Below are 18437 nucleotides of genomic sequence, written 5' to 3'. Positions count from 1 at the left end.
CAATGACGGATCTGTTTGCAGCAAAGGAGGATCCGGCTTCGGACCGGAGCAGGCCGCTTGCTGACCGTTTGCGTCCGCGTTCTCTGGGCGAAGTCACCGGCCAGGAGCACCTGACCGGGTCGGAAGGCGCGTTGACGCGCATGATCGAATCCGGTTCGCTCGGTTCGATGATTTTCTGGGGACCGCCAGGAACGGGTAAAACCACCGTGGCACGTCTGCTGGCAGGCGAGACCAATCTTGCTTTCGAACAGATATCGGCCATTTTTTCCGGTGTTGCCGACCTGAAGAAGGTTTTTGACATGGCGCGTGCCCGCAAAATGTCGGGCGGCCAGACCCTGTTGTTCGTTGACGAGATTCATCGGTTCAACCGTGCCCAGCAGGATTCGTTTCTGCCTGTCATGGAAGACGGGACGATTGTGCTCGTGGGTGCGACCACGGAAAACCCGTCCTTTGAACTCAATGCCGCTCTCTTGTCCCGTGCGCGCGTTCTTGTGTTCCATCCGCACGACGAAGCCAGCCTGATGGCCCTGATGCAGCGCGCCGAGGACCATGAAGGCAAGCCGCTGCCGCTCGACGAGGAGGCGCGGGCGAGCCTGGTGCGCATGGCAGACGGCGATGGCCGGGCAATCCTGACGCTGGCCGAGGAAGTCTGGCGCGCGGCGCGTGAAGGCGAAGTTTTTAATGTCGAGCGGGTTCAGCAGATCGTGCAACGGCGTGCCCCTGTCTACGACAAGGGGCAGGACGGGCACTACAACCTGATCTCGGCCCTGCACAAATCCGTGCGCGGATCCGATCCCGACGCGGCGCTGTACTACCTCTGCCGCATGTTCGATGCGGGGGAAGACCCGCTGTTTATCGGCAGGCGTCTGGTGCGCATGGCAAGCGAGGATATCGGGCTCGCCGATCCGCAGGCTCTGGTCATCTGCAATGCCGCCAAGGATGCCTATGATTATCTCGGCTCGCCGGAGGGTGAACTGGCGCTGGCACAGGCCTGCGTCTATCTGGCGACGGCACCCAAATCGAACGCGGTCTATACGGCTTTTGCCGCGGCAATGCGCACGGCCAAGGAGAACGGCTCGCTCGTGCCGCCCAAACATATCCTGAATGCACCGACCAAGCTGATGAAGGGCGAAGGCTATGGCAAGGGCTATGCCTACGATCATGATCAGCCGGACGCATTTTCCGGGCAGAACTATTTTCCCGACGCGCTCGGCCGCCAGACCTTTTACAATCCGCCCGAGCGCGGCTTCGAACGCGAAATCCGCAAGCGCATCGAATACTGGAACCGGTTGCGGGTCGAACGCGGCGAATAGGGCGCGCCAAGCGCTTTCACTTCCAATTGGGATCAAGAAAAAGGCCGCCTCTTTCGAAGCGGCCTTTTTATCAGGTTGAATATGCCTGGCTTACGCGGCTTCCGGCGGCTTGCGCGGGAAGGGCGTGACGTTTGCAGTGTCATCATCCAGCTTCAGGCCGCCAGCCTTGAGCAGCGCGGTGAAGCGCCCGTTCTGGTGTGCCAGCTCATCGAAGCTGCCGGACTCGACGATCTCGCCATGATCCATGAAGAGAACGATGTCAGCGTCGCGAACCGTCGACAGGCGGTGGGCGATGATGAAGGTCGTGCGGTTCTGGCACAGCTTGTCGACCGCGGCCTTGACGCGTGCCTCGGTTTCGACGTCGAGCGCACTGGTCGCTTCGTCGAGGACGAGGATCGGCGCATCCTTCAGGATGGCGCGGGCAATGGCAACGCGCTGGCGTTCGCCGCCGGAAAGCTGCGAGCCGCGCTCACCGACAATGGTGTCAAAACCGGCTGATTTCGACAGGATGAAGTCGCTGGCATCGGCGGCGGCTGCCGCTGCGGCAACGTCCTCGTCTGTTGCCTTCGGACGGCCGACGCGGATGTTCTCCTCGATGCTGCGGTTGAACATGCCGGCATCCTGGAACACCGTGGCGATTGCGTTGCGCAGCGAGCGGCGGCTGATCGTGCGGGTATCGATGCCATCGACAAGCACACGGCCTTCCTTGGGGTCGTAAACGCGCTGCAGCACGTTGATCAGCGTCGTCTTGCCCGCACCTGTCGGGCCGACAATGGCAACGGTCTGACCAGCCTTCGCCTTGAACGACACATTCTTCAGGCCCTGGGTGGACTTGGCAAATTCGAACGAGACGTTCTGGAACTCGACTTCACCGCTGATGTTGTCGAGGTCATGCACAGCCTTCGGTTCGGCCTGATAGGCAGCGGAATCTTCCATTTCATAGAAGTCTTCCAGCTTGGCACGGGCGGCAAAGATCTGGTTCACAAAGGCGCTGAGCTGGTCAAGACGGCCGATGAGCAGGGCGGCAAAGCCGGTGAAGGCAACAACCTGGCCGACATTCATCTCGTTGTGCACGACGAAATACGAACCGAGGAACAGGATGACAACCATCGAAATGATGGAGGCCATGCGGTTGATACCGGCTGCAAGCGCCCACCAGTTCAGGACTGGGTACTGCGAGTCCAGCAACTGCTTGGTGTAGGACTGCAAGGCACGGGTTTCTTCGTCGATGCGGTTGTAGCTCTGCAGGACAGAGATATTGCCCATGGAGTCGGTGACGTGGCTGAATGCCTTGATGTGGTGACGTTCAACCTGTGCCTGACCATCCTTGGTCTTGGCTGTGACAACACGGCTGACGATCACGTAGATGACGCCAAGGACGGCCAGAACCGATGCCAGGCGCCAATCCTGGGCCAAAGCCAGCGGAACAAGCCCGAGCAGAGCAACGGTCGTGGCAAGGTGCGTGCGCATGAATTCAAGCCAGAGGCTGAACAGGGTTTCAATCGCGCGCAGAAGCGTGTGCATGGCGTTGGATGTGCCGCGCTGATGATGCCATGCCAGCGGCATGCTGATCACGCGGTTATAGGATTCCGTCAGCACCGACAGCTTGCGGCGATGCGCAAGCCGGTCCGCTTCGCGCGAAACCAGAACGTTGGCGACGATATGGAACAAACCAACACCGGCCAGCTGGCTCAGGGGAGGCCAGATGGCCGTCTTGGTTGAAATAGCCTGAATGACGCGGCCCACAAGCACGGGCTCGAACAGCATTGTCAGGGCCAAGGCAATGTTGACCAGGCAGATAAACGTGGTCGCACGCTTTTCCGCCCCGAGATATTGGAGAGATTTCCAATAGATCTGTATCAATGACACTTTGCCACTCCGCTCGTTATGCCCGCTTCTGCGCACATTCCTCAATTTTTGACTCTGCATGAGGTGCTTGTGCGCTGCAATATTCAATGCTCTAAAGTTGTGTCAGTTCCGCGTCTGTTCAAGGAACATTTTTCTACGTTTGTTAACGTCCCGTGATGAGTCAAATATTTGACTTCATAGAATAAACCGCCGGAGGCAAGGCAAAGTGAACGCAATATTACTGGTTGCATCAGGCGGCGCTATCGGTTCGGTTGCCCGTTATCTCGTGGGCGTGCTGATGACCCGGATTTTTGGCGTGGCTTTTCCCTGGGGAACGCTGACCGTGAACGTGGCTGGCGGCCTGCTGATGGGGCTGTTCATTGAGCTTTTGGCCCGGCGTTTCAATGGTTCCACGGAGCTGCGCCTGTTTGTTGCGGTGGGCATTATGGGAGGCTTCACCACCTTTTCCTCGTTCTCGCTCGATGTTGCGCTGCTGTGGAACCGCGGCGAGGCCTTTTTCACGCTCATTTATGTGCTTGCGAGCGTCATCTTGAGCATTGGGGCGTTGTTTTTCGGATTATGGCTCGCAAGAGCGGTCGCTTAGTGCTAAGCGCATGCCTGATTAGACAAGGTATGACTTATGGCAGTGGTAGAGCAGAAGACAGTTGACACCGGCGAAGCGGAAATGCGCCTCGACCGATGGTTCAAGGTACATTATCCGGGATTGGGTTTCGGGCACCTGCAGAAATTGCTGCGGTCCGGGCAGATCCGGGTGGATGGCTCGCGCGCCAAATCCGATACGCGCCTGCAGGCCGGCCAGACCGTACGCATTCCGCCCTTGCAGGTGGACGCCAAGGCCGAAGGCCAGCATCTGACCGGCAAGAGCATTCGCGGACGGGAAGATGGCGACGTCCTCTCCCAGATGCTGCTGTATGAAGACCCCAAGGTTTTCGTGTTCAACAAGCCGGCTGGCCTGGCAGTGCAGGGCGGCTCCGGCGTCAATCGCCATGTGGATGACATGCTGGAAGCCTGGCGCAACAAGAAGGGTGAAAAACCCCGGCTTGTGCACCGGCTCGACCGCGATACGTCGGGCGTTCTCGTGGTGGCCCGCACGCGCGGTGCCGCGCAGGCCCTGACCGCGGCGTTCCGCGAACGCGAGACCAAGAAAACCTATTGGGCACTGGTCAAGGGCATTCCGCGCAAGCGCGAGGACAAGATCACCACCTGGCTGGTCAAGGAAACAACGCCCGATGGCGACCGGATGCGCGTTGCGCAGCACGGCGAGCCGGATTCCGATCATGCGGTTTCCTACTACCGGGTGATCGAATCCGCCGGGCAGGTGCTGACGTGGCTGGAAATGGAGCCCTATACGGGCCGTACGCATCAGTTGCGCGTCCATGCCGCCCATATCGGCTGCCCGATCATCGGCGATCCCAAATATTTCGAGGCGGACACCAACTGGTCGTTCCCCGGCGGCATTCAGAACCGCCTGCACCTGCACGCGCGCCGCATCCGCGTTCCCAATCCGTCGGGCGGGATCATCGATGTCACGGCACCGCTGCCGCCGCATATGGTGCAGACGTGGAACCTTCTGGGCCTCGATGAAAGTGATGGCGACGAAGAGAATTAGAACAGGCTGACCGGCAAGGCATACGGACGATGACGATGAACAATGACCTTTTCAATATGGACATGCCGCAAGGTCCGTCGGATACGGATCCGGTGCGCCGGGCGCAGATCCAGTCGAAGCTGCCGTTTCCCAAGCGGTTCTACAAGGCTGTGGCGGTTGTTGAGCGGGATGGTCAGTTTGCCGTTGAACTCGACGGCAAGCGTGTCAAGACACCGGCACGGCAGGACCTTCTGCTGCCAAGCCGCGCCCTGGCGCAGATGGTTGCCGATGAATTTTCCGCGCAGGACAAGGATATCGTCCCGGCACGCATGCCTGTCACCCGTCTCGCCAATACGGCGATCGATGGGATCGTCAGCGACCCCCAGGTTGTGCTCGAGGACGTGCTGCGTTTCGCCTCCTCGGACATGCTGTGCTACCGCGCGGGTTCGCCCGAACGGCTGGTCAATCGCCAGACGGAACTCTGGGACCCCATTATCGATTGGGCTGCCTCGGATCTTGGCGCACGTTTCGTCCTTGCCGAGGGCGTCATGCATGTGGAACAGCCGCGCGAGACGCTTGCCGTGCTCGGCGTGCATCTCGGGCAATTCAGGGATGCTTTCACCGTTGCTGCCCTGCACACGATCACGACGCTGACCGGATCGGCCATCCTGGCGCTTGCCGTGGCAAAGGGCCGTATTACCGGCGATGAAGCCTGGATATTGGCGCATGTCGATGAAGACTGGACCATCGAGCAGTGGGGCGAAGATGCGGAAGCATCAGCCCGGCGAGCTTTGCGTGAGCGCGAGATGGTCGCTGCGGTGAAGGTGCTTCAGGCGGTGTCGATCTAAGACAAGAGTTGTACTTGTCTTTCGTGATGTGATACATCACATTTACCTATGATCCGAAGTTTTCGTCATAAGGGACTGAAGCTCTTTTACGAGAGCGGTTCGACTAGAGGTATCAACGCTGCCCATTCCAAGCGGCTGTCTCGTATATTGGCTTTTTTAGATCGTGCTACGGGACCGGACGACGTGAATATCCCTGGTTGGCGGCTCCATGCATTGCACGGTGAGCTGGAAGGTTTCTGGTCAGTGACGGTCAATGGAAATTGGCGGATCATATTTCAGTTCATCGACGATGACGTCGAGCTTGTTGATTATCTGGACTATCACTAAGGATCGAAAATGCCGATATTCAACCCTCCTCATCCGGGCGAAACGTTATTGGAAGATATATTGCCAGCGCTTCAAATCACCCGAAGCGAGCTTGCACATCGTCTCGGGTTCGCACGCGAAACACTGTCGCGCATAATGCATGGAAAGGCGCCTATCAGCCCGGATCTTGCGGTTCGTCTTGAACGCGCCGGTATTGGCAAGGCACGGACATGGCTTGGTATTCAGGCCGACTATGATCTTTGGCAGGCAGAACATCGAGAGCAGCCAAAGATCGAGCGCTTTGCAAATATCTCCTAGAAAAAACCCCGGGACATGCCCGGGGTTTTCCTTGTCGACAGACCGGTCCGGTCAGACCGAGTAGTACATGTCGTATTCAACGGGATGCGGGGTCATTTCGTAGCGCATCACTTCGGCCATCTTCAGTTCGATGAAGCTGTCGATCTGATCGTCATCGAACACGCCGCCAGCCTTGAGGAAGCCGCGATCCTTGTCGAGGCTCTGGAGCGCTTCACGCAGCGAACCGCAGACGGTCGGGATCTTCTTGAGTTCCTTGGCCGGAAGATCATAGAGATCCTTGTCCATGGGCTGGCCGGGATGGATCTTGTTCTTGATACCGTCGAGACCGGCCATCAGCATCGCAGCAAAGCCGAGATAGGGGTTGGCTGTCGGATCCGGGAAGCGGATTTCAACGCGCTTCGACTTCGGCGAGGAGCCGAACGGAATACGGCAGGAAGCCGAACGGTTGCGGGCGGAGTAAGCCAGCAGAACCGGTGCTTCGTAGCCCGGGACCAGACGCTTGTAGGAGTTGGTCGACGGGTTTGTGAAGGCGTTGATGGCCTTGGCATGCTTGATGATGCCGCCGATGAAGAACAGGCAGTTTTCCGACAGGCCGGCATATTCATTGCCAGCGAAGGTCGGCTTGCCATCTTTCCAGATCGACATATGCACGTGCATGCCCGAGCCATTGTCGCCGAAAATCGGCTTCGGCATGAAAGTGGCGGTCTTGCCATAGGCATTGGCAACCTGATGCACGACGTACTTGTAGATCAGCATCTTGTCGGCGTTGCGGGTGAGGGCGTCGAACTTGATGCCCAGCTCGTGCTGTGCTGCGGCCACTTCGTGGTGGTGCTTTTCAACGCGAACGCCCATTTCGGTGAGAACCGTGAGCATTTCCGAACGCATGTCCTGGCAGGAATCGATCGGAGGAACCGGGAAATAACCGCCCTTGACGCGCGGGCGGTGGCCAAGGTTGCCGGTTTCATAGTCGGTGTCGTCGTTGGATGGCAGTTCGGTGGAGTCGAGCTTGAAGCCTGTATTGTACGGATCGGCCTTGTACTTCACGTCGTCGAAGACGAAGAATTCTGCTTCCGGGCCGACGAAGATGGTGTCGCCGACGCCTTCCGCCTTCATGTAGGCTTCGGCTTTCTTGGCGGTGCCGCGCGGATCGCGGTTGTAGGCTTCGCCGGAGACCGGGTCGAGAATGTCGCAGAGGATAACCATTGTCGACTGCGCAAAGAACGGGTCCATGTGCACCGTGTCGGTGTCAGGCATGAGAACCATGTCGGATTCATTGATGGCCTTCCAGCCGGCAATGGAGGAACCGTCGAACATGACGCCGTCGGCAAACATGTCTTCGTCCACTTCGGCAACGTCCATCGTCACATGCTGCAGCTTGCCCTTCGGGTCGGTGAAGCGAAGGTCAAGGAATTTTACATCATTGTCCTTGATCTGTTTGAGAATGTCTTTTGCGGTCGTCATGTCAATTTTCCTTGTTCAGCGACGATGATAGCGGATGGGCCGGTACGCGGGCACCGGCAATGGGATAGCAGGGTCAGATGGCGTCGATACCGGATTCGCCGGTACGGATACGCACGACTTCCTCGATGTTGGAAACAAATATCTTTCCATCGCCGATACGGCCGGTCTGTGCGGCCTTGCGGATCGCTTCAATGGCTGCCTCGACGGACTCGTCGCCCAGAACGATCTCGACTTTCACCTTTGGCAGGAAGTCGACGACATATTCAGCGCCGCGATACAGTTCCGTATGGCCTTTCTGGCGGCCAAAACCCTTGGCCTCCGTCACGGTAATGCCCTGAAGCCCCACTTCCTGCAGTGCCTCTTTCACCTCATCCAGCTTGAATGGTTTGATGATGGCTTCAATTTTCTTCATCAGAGAATAAACTCCCTATGTATGGCGAGCGGACCTCTTGCCCGCTTGCACAACAAAAAGCAGGAAGCATGCCAAGTCGACCCCTAAAGCGAATTTATTCGAGGAATGGGATTTTACCGATGACAGGACCGGAAGTTTTGCAGGTAGACATTCAACTTATTCACTTAGAATGTACACTGTGCTATTTGGGTTTGATTAAAAAATAGGCTTATTGCGCATTTTTTAATCAACAAAATCTATAATGATTCAACCTTTGCTCCTAAAGCGTCCGCTGCATACGCAAGGCGTCGATCCAAGGTGCATATTGTGGCGTCTAGATCCAAAACCACGGCAAGATGTAATGCATCTCCAGCTCGCAGACCTAAATCGTGCTGTTCAACGAGTTTCGCAGCCTCAGAGAAATGCGTATTGGATATAGAAAAGACTTTAAAAGATTTACTTATCATCTCCTTAAATGCTACCACAGCAACATCTCGATGTTTTATTTGAATTTGTTTGGTCCGCAACTTTATCGAAAGTGCGGAATAGAATTCAGTAATCGTCCAATTACTTATGATAATTTTACCTTCGATTTGTTGGGCAAGCCATTTTTGTATCCTATCTGTATCCTCTTCTTTAATTAGAGCAGCTACGAGTACGGACGTATCTAGGTACATCATCAATATCGATCTTCGTCCCTCATTTTACGTGTAAATTCACCGGCGGTTTCGCTTTTGATTCGTATTTTGTTCGCGTCGTTTACCGCTTGCGAAGTTGCAATAGTTTCGCAGGATACCAGTTCTCTAAGCGCCTGGGCTGCCTGCGGCGCGCGCACTTTGCCCTCATGGATGAAATAGGCAAAAACATCGCGCGGCTGCTTGTCCGGTTTGGCCAGGGGAGCGGCCAGCGGCAGGTCATCCGGCGCATCGCCCTTTGCCCATAGCTTGACCCGCTCGGCCCACTGGTCGAGCTCCTTGGCCGGGTAAGCAGTCTCGATGGCGTCATCACCCTTCTGCAGGCGGGCATAGACGAAATCGGCGGTCACGTCGGCGAACTCCGGATAGTCGAAATGATGGGCATAGACCAGAGCGACGTTCTTCTTGCGCAGAAGCGCGATGAAATCGGGATCGATGAAGGAGGGGTGGCGCACCTCGACCGCGTGACGCAGGGCAATGCCGCCTTCCTTCCCGGGCAGCAGATCAAGGAAGGCGCCAAAATCCTCGGCATCGAACTTCTTGGTGGGAGCAAACTGCCAGAGCAGCGGCCCCAGCCGGTCAGCAAGTTCGGCGATGCCGGACTTGATGAAACGTTCCATCGACTCGCCAGCCTCCGCCAGAACGCGGCGATTGGTGACGAACCGGTTGCCCTTGACCGAAAAAATGAAACCGTTCGGCACCGAACTTGCCCATTTGGCGAAGGTTTCCGGCTTTTGCGTGCCGTAATAGGTGCTGTTGATCTCGATGGTGCTTAGATGCTGCCCGGCATATTCAAGCTCTTTGGCTTTCGACAGGCCCTTGGGGTAGAAAGTGCCGCGCCAGGGTTCGAAAATCCAGCCGCCAATGCCTGTTCTGATCGTTCCGCTTGCGGTCATGATGATATCCTCCCGTCAATCCGTATTCATTCAAACCGGCCATAAACAAAACCCGCCGTTTCCGGCGGGTTTGTCTGTTATTCCGCCGCCGCCTGGGCGCGATTGCCCGGTCGCCGTTGCAGCAGTTCCTTCAGGAACCTGCCGGTATAGGAGCGTGGTTCGGCCACGATATCCTCGGGGCGTCCGACGGCAACGATTTCACCGCCGCCATCGCCGCCTTCGGGGCCAAGATCGATGACCCAGTCCGCCGTCTTGATGACTTCGAGATTGTGCTCGATGACAACAACCGTATTGCCCTGGTCAACAAGCTCATGCAGAACTTCAAGAAGCTTGGCCACATCATGGAAATGCAAGCCTGTTGTCGGTTCGTCGAGGATATAGAGCGTGCGTCCGGTTGCCTTGCGTGACAATTCCTTGGCGAGCTTGATGCGCTGGGCTTCGCCGCCGGACAGCGTATTGGCCTGCTGGCCGACATGGATGTAGCCAAGGCCGACTTTTGCCAGCGTCTGCAGCTTGTCGCGCACGGCGGGAACGGCGGAGAAGAACTCCGCGCCTTCCTCGACCGTCATGTCGAGCACATCGGCGATGGATTTGCCCTTGAACAACACTTCCAGCGTTTCGCGGTTGTAGCGCTTGCCGTGGCACACGTCACAGGTGACATAGACATCGGGCAGGAAGTGCATCTCGATCTTGATCACGCCATCGCCCTGGCACGCCTCGCAGCGGCCGCCCTTGACGTTGAACGAGAACCGCCCCGGCTGGTAGCCGCGCGCCTTGGCCTCCGGCAGGCCGGCGAACCAGTCGCGGATCGGGGTGAACGCACCGGTATAGGTGGCGGGATTGGAACGCGGCGTGCGGCCGATCGGCGATTGGTCGATGTCGATGACCTTGTCGAGGAATTCCAGGCCGTCGATGCGGTCATGGTCCGCCGGTTGCTCGCGCGAACCCATGATGCGGCGCGAGGCCGATTTGAACAGGGTTTCGATGAGGAAGGTGGACTTGCCGCCGCCGGACACGCCGGTCACGGCCGTAAAGGTGCCAAGCGGAATTTCCGCCGATACATTCTTCAGATTGTTGCCGCGCGCGCCGACAATCTTGATGCGCTTTTTGTTCAGCTTGCGCCGTTCGGACGGCACGGCCACTTCGATGGCGCCGGACAGATATTTTCCGGTCAGCGATTTCGGGCTGGCCATGATATCGGCCGGTGTCCCGGAAGCGATGATTTCACCGCCATGGATGCCGGCAGCCGGCCCGATATCGACGACATAGTCGGCGGTGAGGATCGCGTCCTCGTCATGCTCCACCACGATCACGGTGTTGCCGAGGTCGCGCAGGTGCCGCAGCGTCTTCAGAAGCTGCTCGTTGTCACGCTGATGCAGGCCGATGGACGGCTCATCCAGAACATAGAGTACGCCGGTCAAGCCGGAGCCGATCTGCGACGCCAGACGGATACGCTGGCTCTCGCCGCCCGACAGCGTGCCGGAATTGCGCGACAGAGCGAGATAATCCAGCCCGACATCGTTGAGGAAGCGCAGGCGCTCGCGAATCTCCTTGAGGATGCGCGCGGCGATTTCGGTCTGCTTGTCATTAAAGCTCTTGTCGATGTCACTGAACCAGGCATCCGCATGGCGGATCGACTTTTCAGTGATCTGGCCGATATGCAGGCCGCCAATCTTCACGGCCAGTGCTTCCGGCTTCAGGCGATAGCCGCCGCAGGCCGGGCAGGGCGTGCCGGACATGAAGCGCTCGATTTCCTCGCGCGACCAGGCCGAATCCGTTTCCTTCCAGCGGCGCTCCAGATTGGGAATGACACCTTCGAAGGGTTTTGTCGTCTTGTAGGAGCGCAGACCATCATCATAGGAAAAATGCACCTCGCGGCTGCCGGTGCCGTAGAGAATGGCCTTCTGCGCTTCCTCATTGAGGTCGCGCCAGCGGTCGCCCAGCTTGAAGCCGTAGCTGCCGCCGAGGGCGTCCAATGTCTGGTTGTAATAGGGCGAACTTGACTTCGACCACGGAGCAATGGCGCCATTCTTCAGCGTCAGGCTTTCATCGGGCACGATCAGGTTGGGGTCGATGGCCTTCTGGGTGCCCAGACCATCGCAGGTCGGGCAGGCACCGAACGGATTGTTGAACGAGAACAGGCGCGGTTCGATTTCGGCGATGGTGAAACCGGAGACCGGGCAGGCGAACTTTTCCGAGAACATCAAACGCTCATGCGTCTCGTTCTTGGATTTGTTGGCCGATTCCCCGGATGTCTCGTCAGCGGGCAGCGGCTTGTCGGCGAACTCCGCCAGGGCAATACCATCGGCAAGCTTGAGCGCGGTTTCAAGGCTGTCGGCCAGACGCGCTGATATATCGGGGCGGACGACGACGCGGTCGACGACCACGTCAATGTCGTGCTTGTATTTCTTGTCGAGCGCGGGAACGTCCGCGATCTCATAGAATATCCCGTCGACCTTCACGCGCTGGAAGCCGCGCTTCTGCAGATCGGCCAGTTCCTTGCGGTATTCGCCTTTGCGGCCGCGCACGATGGGAGCGAGAATGAACAGGCGCGTGCCTTCATCCTGTGCCAGAACACGGTCCACCATCTGGCTGACGGTCTGGCTTTCAATCGGCAGGCCGGTCGCCGGCGAATAGGGAATGCCGACGCGGGCATAGAGCAGGCGCAGATAGTCGTAGATTTCCGTGACGGTGCCGACGGTGGAGCGCGGGTTGCGGCTCGTCGTCTTCTGCTCGATGGAGATAGCCGGAGACAGACCGTCGATCTGGTCGACATCGGGCTTTTGCATCATCTCCAGAAACTGCCGGGCATAGGCCGATAGGCTCTCGACATAACGCCGCTGACCTTCCGCATAGATGGTATCGAAGGCAAGCGAAGATTTGCCCGATCCCGACAGGCCCGTCATGACAATCAGCTTGTCGCGCGGCAGGTCGAGATCAATGTTCTTCAAATTGTGTTCGCGGGCACCACGAATGGATATAAATTTCTGATCGCTCATGACTGTCACGCCGTTATGGGGGAGGAACTGGCTCGCTGGCCGGAGTCTTTCCCTTATTTAGAAAGTTTCCAGCAGATTGCGAGGCCGTACCTGGGTTGGAATCACCATAGCCATGTTGACATCCATAGAGCAAGTGATAGAACAAAAAAAGAACAAATATTGCGCGCGGGGTAAAAGCGGCGTAAAATCCTTGGGTTCCGTGCCTGACACGCCAGACAGGTGCGGGATGAGGGTACTGAATGGATGGTGCCTGCGCAAAGCCTACTGACAGATTTGTCAGGAGAGTGTCAGTTGCCACTCAATTGTCAGGAGGCTGGCGGCATCGAAGGTGCGATCGAGCAGTATTTTGTGGATAGAGCCAGACAGTTGGCCGCTGGGTGAGCGGTTTCTGTATGATGGCGCAAAATCGAAAAGCTAATTTTGTGGAGTATTTTTATGGCTGGCAGTGTCAACAAAGTAATTTTGGTCGGCAATCTTGGCGCTGATCCGGAAGTCCGGCGTCTTGGTTCGGGCGATCCCGTCGTCAATCTGCGCATTGCCACCTCGGAAAGCTGGCGCGACAAGAACAGTGGCGAGCGCAAGGAAAAGACCGAATGGCACAGTGTCGTCATTTTCAACGACAATTTGGCCAAGGTGGCTGAACAGTACCTGAAGAAGGGCATGAAGGTTTATCTGGAAGGCGCGCTGCAGACCCGCAAGTGGCAGGATCAGACCGGCAATGACCGCTATTCGACGGAAATCGTCCTGCAGAAATTCCGCGGCGAATTGCAGATGCTCGATTCCCGCGGCGAGGGTGCTGGTTCCGGCGGCGGCCGCTCGTTCGACAATTCGAGCCGGGGCCAGGTCTCTGACAATGGCGATTATGGTTCGGACTTCGGCCGTTCCAACGCATCGTCGTCCAGCAGCGGCGGCGGCGGCAATGCAGGCGGCAATTTCTCGCGCGATCTCGACGACGAAATTCCGTTCTGAGCCAGGCCGTTAGGTCAAGCCCCAGGAACCAGTGTCAGCGCCCGCATGTCTGCGGGCGTTGACATTTTTTGGAAAGCCGTCCGGTTTCACTTCTCGAAAATTCGGTTTGCCGGGAAGATGGACGGCGCGCGCATAGGGCAGTGATAAAGCTGTAAATCCGCGTGGCATATCCCTTGCAGTGCCCATGGCGTGGAAGGGGTGGCGCCGGCCGCCGCAAACCGGATGGTTTTCCCCAGCGCTGATCATAAATTTCCCTGAAGAGATAACTTGCCGGTATCATTTTCTCTCTCATTTTGGATCGGTTCAATATTAAATCGGATATGGGAATTGAATCGGTTCAATATTGTGCTTTGCCATTTGAATGTCAAGCATGATTGAATCGATACAACCCTGTGCTAAGCTGATTGCTGTCGATGGGAGGGATTTGATTGGTAAAGGGCAAGGTCAGGCTGGCGGATATCGCCAAGGCAGCGGGCGTATCACAGGGGTCGATGGGAGGGATTTGATTGGTAAAGGGCAAGGTCAGGCTGGCGGATATCGCCAGGGCAGCGGGCGTATCACAGGGAACGGCATCGAATGTCTTCAGCCGGCCGGACGTGGTCCGGGACGAAGTGCGCGAGCATGTCCTGGCGGTGGCCAAGAACCTCGGTTACGCCGGCCCAAGCGTGACAGGCCGGCTTCTGAGAGCCGGAAAGGTCAATGCGATCGGCGTGGCGGCCATTGAACCACTGGCGTATTTTTTTGACGATCCGTGGGCAAGGGCGTTTTTGGCGGCGCTTGCCGAGGTGTGCGATGCCAAGGGCACAGGCCTGACCCTGGTGTCGGCCAGAAACCAGCAACGATTGAGCTGGAACATCAAGAGCGCGCTCGTCGACGGATTTGTTCTGCTCTGCGTCGAGGGCGGGGAGCGGCTTGTCGAACTCACGCGGGAGCGGCAGCTGCCTTTCGTCAGCCTGGCGCTGGGTGTCGATGATCCGACCATCCCGGCAATCGGTGTGAACAATGTCGACGGGGCGGCAGCGGCCGCGCATCATCTGACGGCGCTGGGCCACCGGCGTTTTGTCATCCTTTCCACCGAATTCACGGATGATCATGTCGGGCGCATCGATGTGCACGATATCGAGCGCGGCGTTTATTCGACATCACGCGACCGGGCAGCCGGATATTGGCGTGCCCTGGCGCGGGCCGGTATCGCCCGGGAGACGGTTCCGGTGTTCGAAACCCAGAACGACCGGCAAAGCGTCCATGCCTGTCTGGAGCAGGTTTTCGCGGCTGCCGAGCATCCGACGGCCATTCTTGCCATGTCCGATAACATCGCCATGCTGGCAATGGCGTGGCTTGCCGATCGGGGGCTGACTGTTCCCGATGATATCTCGATCATCGGCTTTGACGGTGTACCGGAAGGCGGCATCTGCAAGCCGGGTCTCACCACCATGGCACAGCCTTTCCAGGAGCTGGCTTTGCGCGCCGTGCGCGCCATTCTCGATGATGCCATGCCAGAGGAACGCGAGATCATCGCGGTAAAACTGATTGAGCGCGGCAGCACCGCCGCGCCAAAAGCTTGACACAGAGCACAGCGGGCACCATCAGACTGCCGGTCATGCCTGTCTCTCATTTTGTTTTCCCCGGTCCCATGGATTTTCAACCGCAGTTTCAGGTGCCGCCAGATCATGCTCGTTGATCTGGGCGTCTATGCCGGCCTGTTCGCGGCGGCGTTTGTCGCTGCAACCATTTTGCCGATGCAATCCGAGGCACTGCTTGGCGGACTGCTGCTCACCCATTCCTATCCGGCGTCCGCCTTGATCGCTGTCGCCAGCGTGGGCAATATCCTTGGATCGGTGGTCAATTGGCTGCTCGGGCGCGGGATCGACCAGTTCCGCCACAGGCGATGGTTTCCCGCGAGCGAAGCACAGCTCGACCGTGCCACGGGCTGGTACCAGCGCTATGGCAAGTGGACCCTGCTGTTGAGCTGGGCACCCGTGATCGGCGATCCGCTGACGGTGATTGCCGGAGTACTGCGTGAGCCGCTGTGGCGCTTTGTGCTGCTGGTGTCCATTGCCAAGACGGCGCGGTATCTTGTGGTATTTGCTCTCGTATCCGGCTGGTAGCGCCGGTGCTACGGGTGCATTCTGGCGCCTTTGGTGATCTTGTCGATGATCTTCTTTTCCGCGCGCAGCGCAATGCCGACGACCCTCGCATCATCCGGCGCAAACCGGGCAAACATGGCACGATTGGCCTGGTCATACCCGGTTGAAAACATCTCCTCAATGTACAGGCAGGATTTGACCTCGCGTTCAAGCGAGCGGCGGTGGATGGTTGACAGGGTTGCCTGATCCGCCGTGAGCACGATCAGCGGCTGGATGGGCAGGGGATGGTAGTGGTAGCCTGCGCGGTCGATATAGGGGTCGCCGATCAATCCGGGAAATTGGGCGACAAGGCCGCTCGTCAGGAACGATGAAACGTTGAGTTTCTGCCAGGTCGCAAGATCATCACGCACGACAATTGCAATTTTCGTATCAAACACCAAATCTAGGTCTCCATTCATGGATCGAGTCTGCCGGATGCCGGGTGAAAATCTAAAAGAGGAAGTGCTGCGCGGTCTTGGACGTTTGTGCGAGCGTCCGGCGCACGATGCCATCCTGTCGGCGCCGTCCAATCCGGGTGTCGAGCGCATGGAAGCGCGCTTCACCGGCGACGCATTCGAACCGCACCGGCACGATACCTATGCCATCGGCGTGACGCTGCACGGCATCCAGACATTCCGCTATCGCGGGGAAAAGCGGCAAAGCCTTCCCGGCAACATCATGGTTCTGCATCCCGACGAGGTGCATGATGGCGGGGCAGGCACCGATGATGGCCTGCACTACCGGATGATTTATCTCGAACCGGCACTGGCTATCGAAGCCCTCGGTGCCGATCGTGCCATGCTGCCTTTCGTGCGGGAGCCGGTCTTTTCCGACGCGCCGCTTGTCTCGGCCATATCGGCGGCGTTTGGCAATCCCGATGCGGAAATGGATGAATTGCTGGTCGATGACATCGTATCGCGGCTGACGCTGGGATTGGCGCGCCATGCCAGGCAGCCGGTGAAACCGATGGGCAGGCCTGCGGTGAGGCAAGCGGGAATGGCACGCGACTATCTTGCGGACAATGCCCTGCGGCTGGTGCGCTCGCGGGAGCTGGAGGCCGTCAGCGGCCTCGACCGTTACACGCTGTCACGGCATTTTCGCAGCCTCTATGCCACCAGTCCGCATCGCTTCCTGCTGATGCGCCGCCTGCAGCACGCCAAAGAGCTGATGAAACGGGGCGTGCCGCTGGCGGAAATCGCGGTGGAAACCGGATTTGCCGACCAGAGCCATCTCAACCGGCAGTTCAAGAAAGCCTTTGGCATGACGCCGGGCCGCTGGGCCACGTTGACCACCGCAAGCCGCGATGTTTGACCTTTCCACCCGAGGTCTGATACGTGTTGTGCAGTGCACAAGGAGCCTGTCATGACAGACACCGCAACGCCCCCCAACGCCCCGCACCAGGTGGTCATCGTCGGAGCCGGATTCGGCGGCCTGGAAGCCGCCAATTCACTGCGCAATGCGGATGTCGCCGTCACCGTTGTTGACCAGCGCAATCACCATCTGTTCCAGCCGCTGCTCTATCAGGTCGCGACATCGACGCTGGCGACTTCGGAAATTGCCTGGCCCATCCGGCATCTCCTGCGTAAATACAAAAATATCAAGACATTGCTTGGAACTGTTGAAAGCGTGGATACGGCTGCGCGCACCATTTCAACCGCCGATGGCGAGGTCATTGCCTATGACACGCTGGTGCTGGCGACGGGCGCGCGCCATGCCTATTTCGGCCATGATGACTGGGAGCCCTTTGCGCCGGGGCTGAAGACACTCGAAGATGCCACGACCATCCGCAGGCGTATTCTGACCGCCTTTGAAAAGGCCGAGCGCGAGCCGGATCCGGCGCGCCGGGCGGCATTGCTGACCTTCGTCATCATCGGTGCCGGACCGACGGGTGTGGAAATCGCCGGAACGATTGCCGATCTCGCCCGTGATACGCTGAAAGGCGAGTTTCGCGTCATTGATCCCGCCACAGCGCAGGTGATCCTGATCGAAGGCGGAGCGCGCGTGCTTGGCGCGTTTGCGCCCGATCTGTCGGCCTATGCACAGCGCGCGCTCGAAAAGCTCGGCGTGCAGGTGCATCTGGGCAATCCCGTGATGAAATGCACGGCGGACGGCGTGGAATATGCCGGGAAATTCGTCGGCGCGGCCACGATCATCTGGGCTGCGGGTGTCCAGGCATCGCCGGCGGCGAAATGGCTTGACGTACCTGCGGACCGGGCAGGGCGTGTTGTCGCCAACGACGATCTGACTGCTCCGGGACATCCGGATATCTTTGTCATCGGTGATACGGCAACGGTCAAGAATGGGGACAAGGGCACGGTTCCCGGCATTGCGCCCGCCGCCAAGCAGCAGGGAATCCATGTGGCAAAAGCCATCAGGGCGCGATTGGCCGGGGATGCCACGCCAAAACCCTTCCGCTACCGCCATGCGGGTGATCTTGCAACGATCGGCAAGCGGGCGGCGGTGACGGATTTCGGCTGGATCAAGTTCAAAGGCTATGTGGCCTGGTGGCTGTGGGGCCTCGCGCACATCTATTTTCTTATCGGCGTGCGCAACCGTCTTGCCGTGGCCATGAGCTGGTTATGGATTTCGGTGAGCGGCACGCGCAGCGCCCGCCTGATCACGCAGAAGGATGCGGCGGACGAAGATCACCTGAAATAG

Annotated in this window: 18 protein-coding genes; 11 read left to right on the top strand and 7 right to left on the bottom strand. The window is 58.4% G+C overall.

The features are described from left to right. Positions 1-2: 2 nt before the first annotated feature. Positions 3-1313, top strand: a complete 1311-nt coding sequence (locus ACTJJ7_RS01600; protein ID WP_440964976.1) for a replication-associated recombination protein A — start codon at positions 3-5, stop codon at positions 1311-1313. A 90-nt stretch (positions 1314-1403) separates the two neighbouring features. On the opposite strand, the gene ACTJJ7_RS01595 is transcribed toward ACTJJ7_RS01600, so the two are convergent. Beyond that, positions 1404-3182, bottom strand: coding sequence for a glucan ABC transporter ATP-binding protein/ permease (locus tag ACTJJ7_RS01595; RefSeq protein ID WP_105732706.1), 1779 nt, complete (start codon positions 3180-3182; stop codon positions 1404-1406). A 205-nt stretch (positions 3183-3387) separates the two neighbouring features. On the opposite strand from ACTJJ7_RS01595, the gene crcB reads away from it, so the two are divergent. Genes crcB through ACTJJ7_RS01570 form a run of 5 tightly spaced genes read left to right on the top strand, consistent with a single transcriptional unit; the run spans position 3388 to position 6242 of the window. Further along, positions 3388-3765 carry a fluoride efflux transporter CrcB gene (crcB, locus tag ACTJJ7_RS01590; RefSeq protein ID WP_440964975.1) on the top strand — a complete coding sequence of 126 codons (378 nt, stop codon included), beginning with the start codon at positions 3388-3390 and terminating at the stop codon, positions 3763-3765. 36 nt (positions 3766-3801) lie between these two features. Next, entirely contained in the window at positions 3802-4791 is a 990-nt protein-coding gene (locus ACTJJ7_RS01585) for an RluA family pseudouridine synthase (protein WP_105732708.1), read from the top strand. Between the two features lie 35 nt (positions 4792-4826). Beyond that, complete coding sequence (locus ACTJJ7_RS01580; protein WP_440964973.1) at positions 4827-5618, top strand: ATP12 family chaperone protein; 792 nt, start codon at positions 4827-4829, stop codon at positions 5616-5618. Positions 5619-5666: 48 nt separating this feature from the next. After that, entirely contained in the window at positions 5667-5945 is a 279-nt protein-coding gene (locus ACTJJ7_RS01575; RefSeq protein ID WP_130269405.1) for a type II toxin-antitoxin system RelE/ParE family toxin, read from the top strand. A gap of 9 nt (positions 5946-5954) precedes the next feature. Further along, positions 5955-6242, top strand: a complete 288-nt coding sequence (locus ACTJJ7_RS01570) for a HigA family addiction module antitoxin (protein ID WP_130269404.1) — start codon at positions 5955-5957, stop codon at positions 6240-6242. A gap of 51 nt (positions 6243-6293) precedes the next feature. Here the strand turns inward: ACTJJ7_RS01570 and glnA are convergent, their stop codons facing one another. The 5 genes from glnA to uvrA all read right to left on the bottom strand — a co-directional run bounded on the left by glnA (position 6294) and on the right by uvrA (position 12684). Next, on the bottom strand, positions 6294-7703 hold the full coding sequence (glnA, locus tag ACTJJ7_RS01565; protein WP_105732709.1) for a type I glutamate--ammonia ligase: 1410 nt from the start codon (positions 7701-7703) through the stop codon (positions 6294-6296). Between the two features lie 73 nt (positions 7704-7776). Beyond that, positions 7777-8115 (bottom strand): P-II family nitrogen regulator, encoded by a 339-nt coding sequence (locus tag ACTJJ7_RS01560; RefSeq protein WP_008123000.1) that lies wholly within the window; start codon positions 8113-8115, stop codon positions 7777-7779. Positions 8116-8351: 236 nt separating this feature from the next. Beyond that, the gene (locus ACTJJ7_RS01555) at positions 8352-8774 is read right to left on the bottom strand and encodes a type II toxin-antitoxin system VapC family toxin (protein WP_440964969.1); all 423 of its coding nucleotides are present in this window, start codon (positions 8772-8774) and stop codon (positions 8352-8354) included. Continuing rightward, positions 8774-9685 carry a DUF72 domain-containing protein gene (locus ACTJJ7_RS01550; RefSeq protein WP_440964967.1) on the bottom strand — a complete coding sequence of 304 codons (912 nt, stop codon included), beginning with the start codon at positions 9683-9685 and terminating at the stop codon, positions 8774-8776. Before ACTJJ7_RS01550 ends, ACTJJ7_RS01555 begins: the two co-directional genes overlap by 1 nt. Positions 9686-9762: 77 nt before the next feature. Continuing rightward, entirely contained in the window at positions 9763-12684 is a 2922-nt protein-coding gene (gene uvrA, locus ACTJJ7_RS01545; RefSeq protein ID WP_105732711.1) for an excinuclease ABC subunit UvrA, read from the bottom strand. Between the two features lie 435 nt (positions 12685-13119). On the opposite strand from uvrA, the gene ACTJJ7_RS01540 reads away from it, so the two are divergent. The 3 genes from ACTJJ7_RS01540 to ACTJJ7_RS01530 all read left to right on the top strand — a co-directional run bounded on the left by ACTJJ7_RS01540 (position 13120) and on the right by ACTJJ7_RS01530 (position 15761). After that, positions 13120-13653 (top strand): single-stranded DNA-binding protein, encoded by a 534-nt coding sequence (locus ACTJJ7_RS01540; protein WP_130269402.1) that lies wholly within the window; start codon positions 13120-13122, stop codon positions 13651-13653. 506 nt (positions 13654-14159) lie between these two features. Then, on the top strand, positions 14160-15218 hold the full coding sequence (locus ACTJJ7_RS01535) for a LacI family DNA-binding transcriptional regulator (RefSeq protein ID WP_440964964.1): 1059 nt from the start codon (positions 14160-14162) through the stop codon (positions 15216-15218). A gap of 105 nt (positions 15219-15323) precedes the next feature. Next, positions 15324-15761, top strand: coding sequence for a YqaA family protein (locus ACTJJ7_RS01530; protein ID WP_440964963.1), 438 nt, complete (start codon positions 15324-15326; stop codon positions 15759-15761). Between the two features lie 8 nt (positions 15762-15769). Here the strand turns inward: ACTJJ7_RS01530 and ACTJJ7_RS01525 are convergent, their stop codons facing one another. Further along, on the bottom strand, positions 15770-16177 hold the full coding sequence (locus ACTJJ7_RS01525; RefSeq protein ID WP_105733120.1) for a DUF2000 family protein: 408 nt from the start codon (positions 16175-16177) through the stop codon (positions 15770-15772). 19 nt (positions 16178-16196) lie between these two features. Here ACTJJ7_RS01525 and ACTJJ7_RS01520 point away from each other — a divergent pair, with 19 nt between their 5' ends. Continuing rightward, a complete protein-coding gene (locus ACTJJ7_RS01520; RefSeq protein WP_440964960.1) occupies positions 16197-17090 on the top strand; it encodes an AraC family transcriptional regulator in 894 nt (297 codons plus the stop codon). A gap of 51 nt (positions 17091-17141) precedes the next feature. Further along, positions 17142-18437: an NAD(P)/FAD-dependent oxidoreductase gene (locus ACTJJ7_RS01515; RefSeq protein ID WP_440964958.1), complete on the top strand. Its 1296-nt coding sequence runs from the start codon at positions 17142-17144 to the stop codon at positions 18435-18437.

The sequence above is a fragment of the Phyllobacterium sp. 22229 genome (assembly GCF_052056495.1).
Classification (GTDB): Bacteria; Pseudomonadota; Alphaproteobacteria; order Rhizobiales; family Rhizobiaceae; genus Phyllobacterium; species Phyllobacterium myrsinacearum.
Note: the sequence above shows the minus strand (reverse complement) of the source record. Positions and strands in the feature narration are given on the sequence as shown.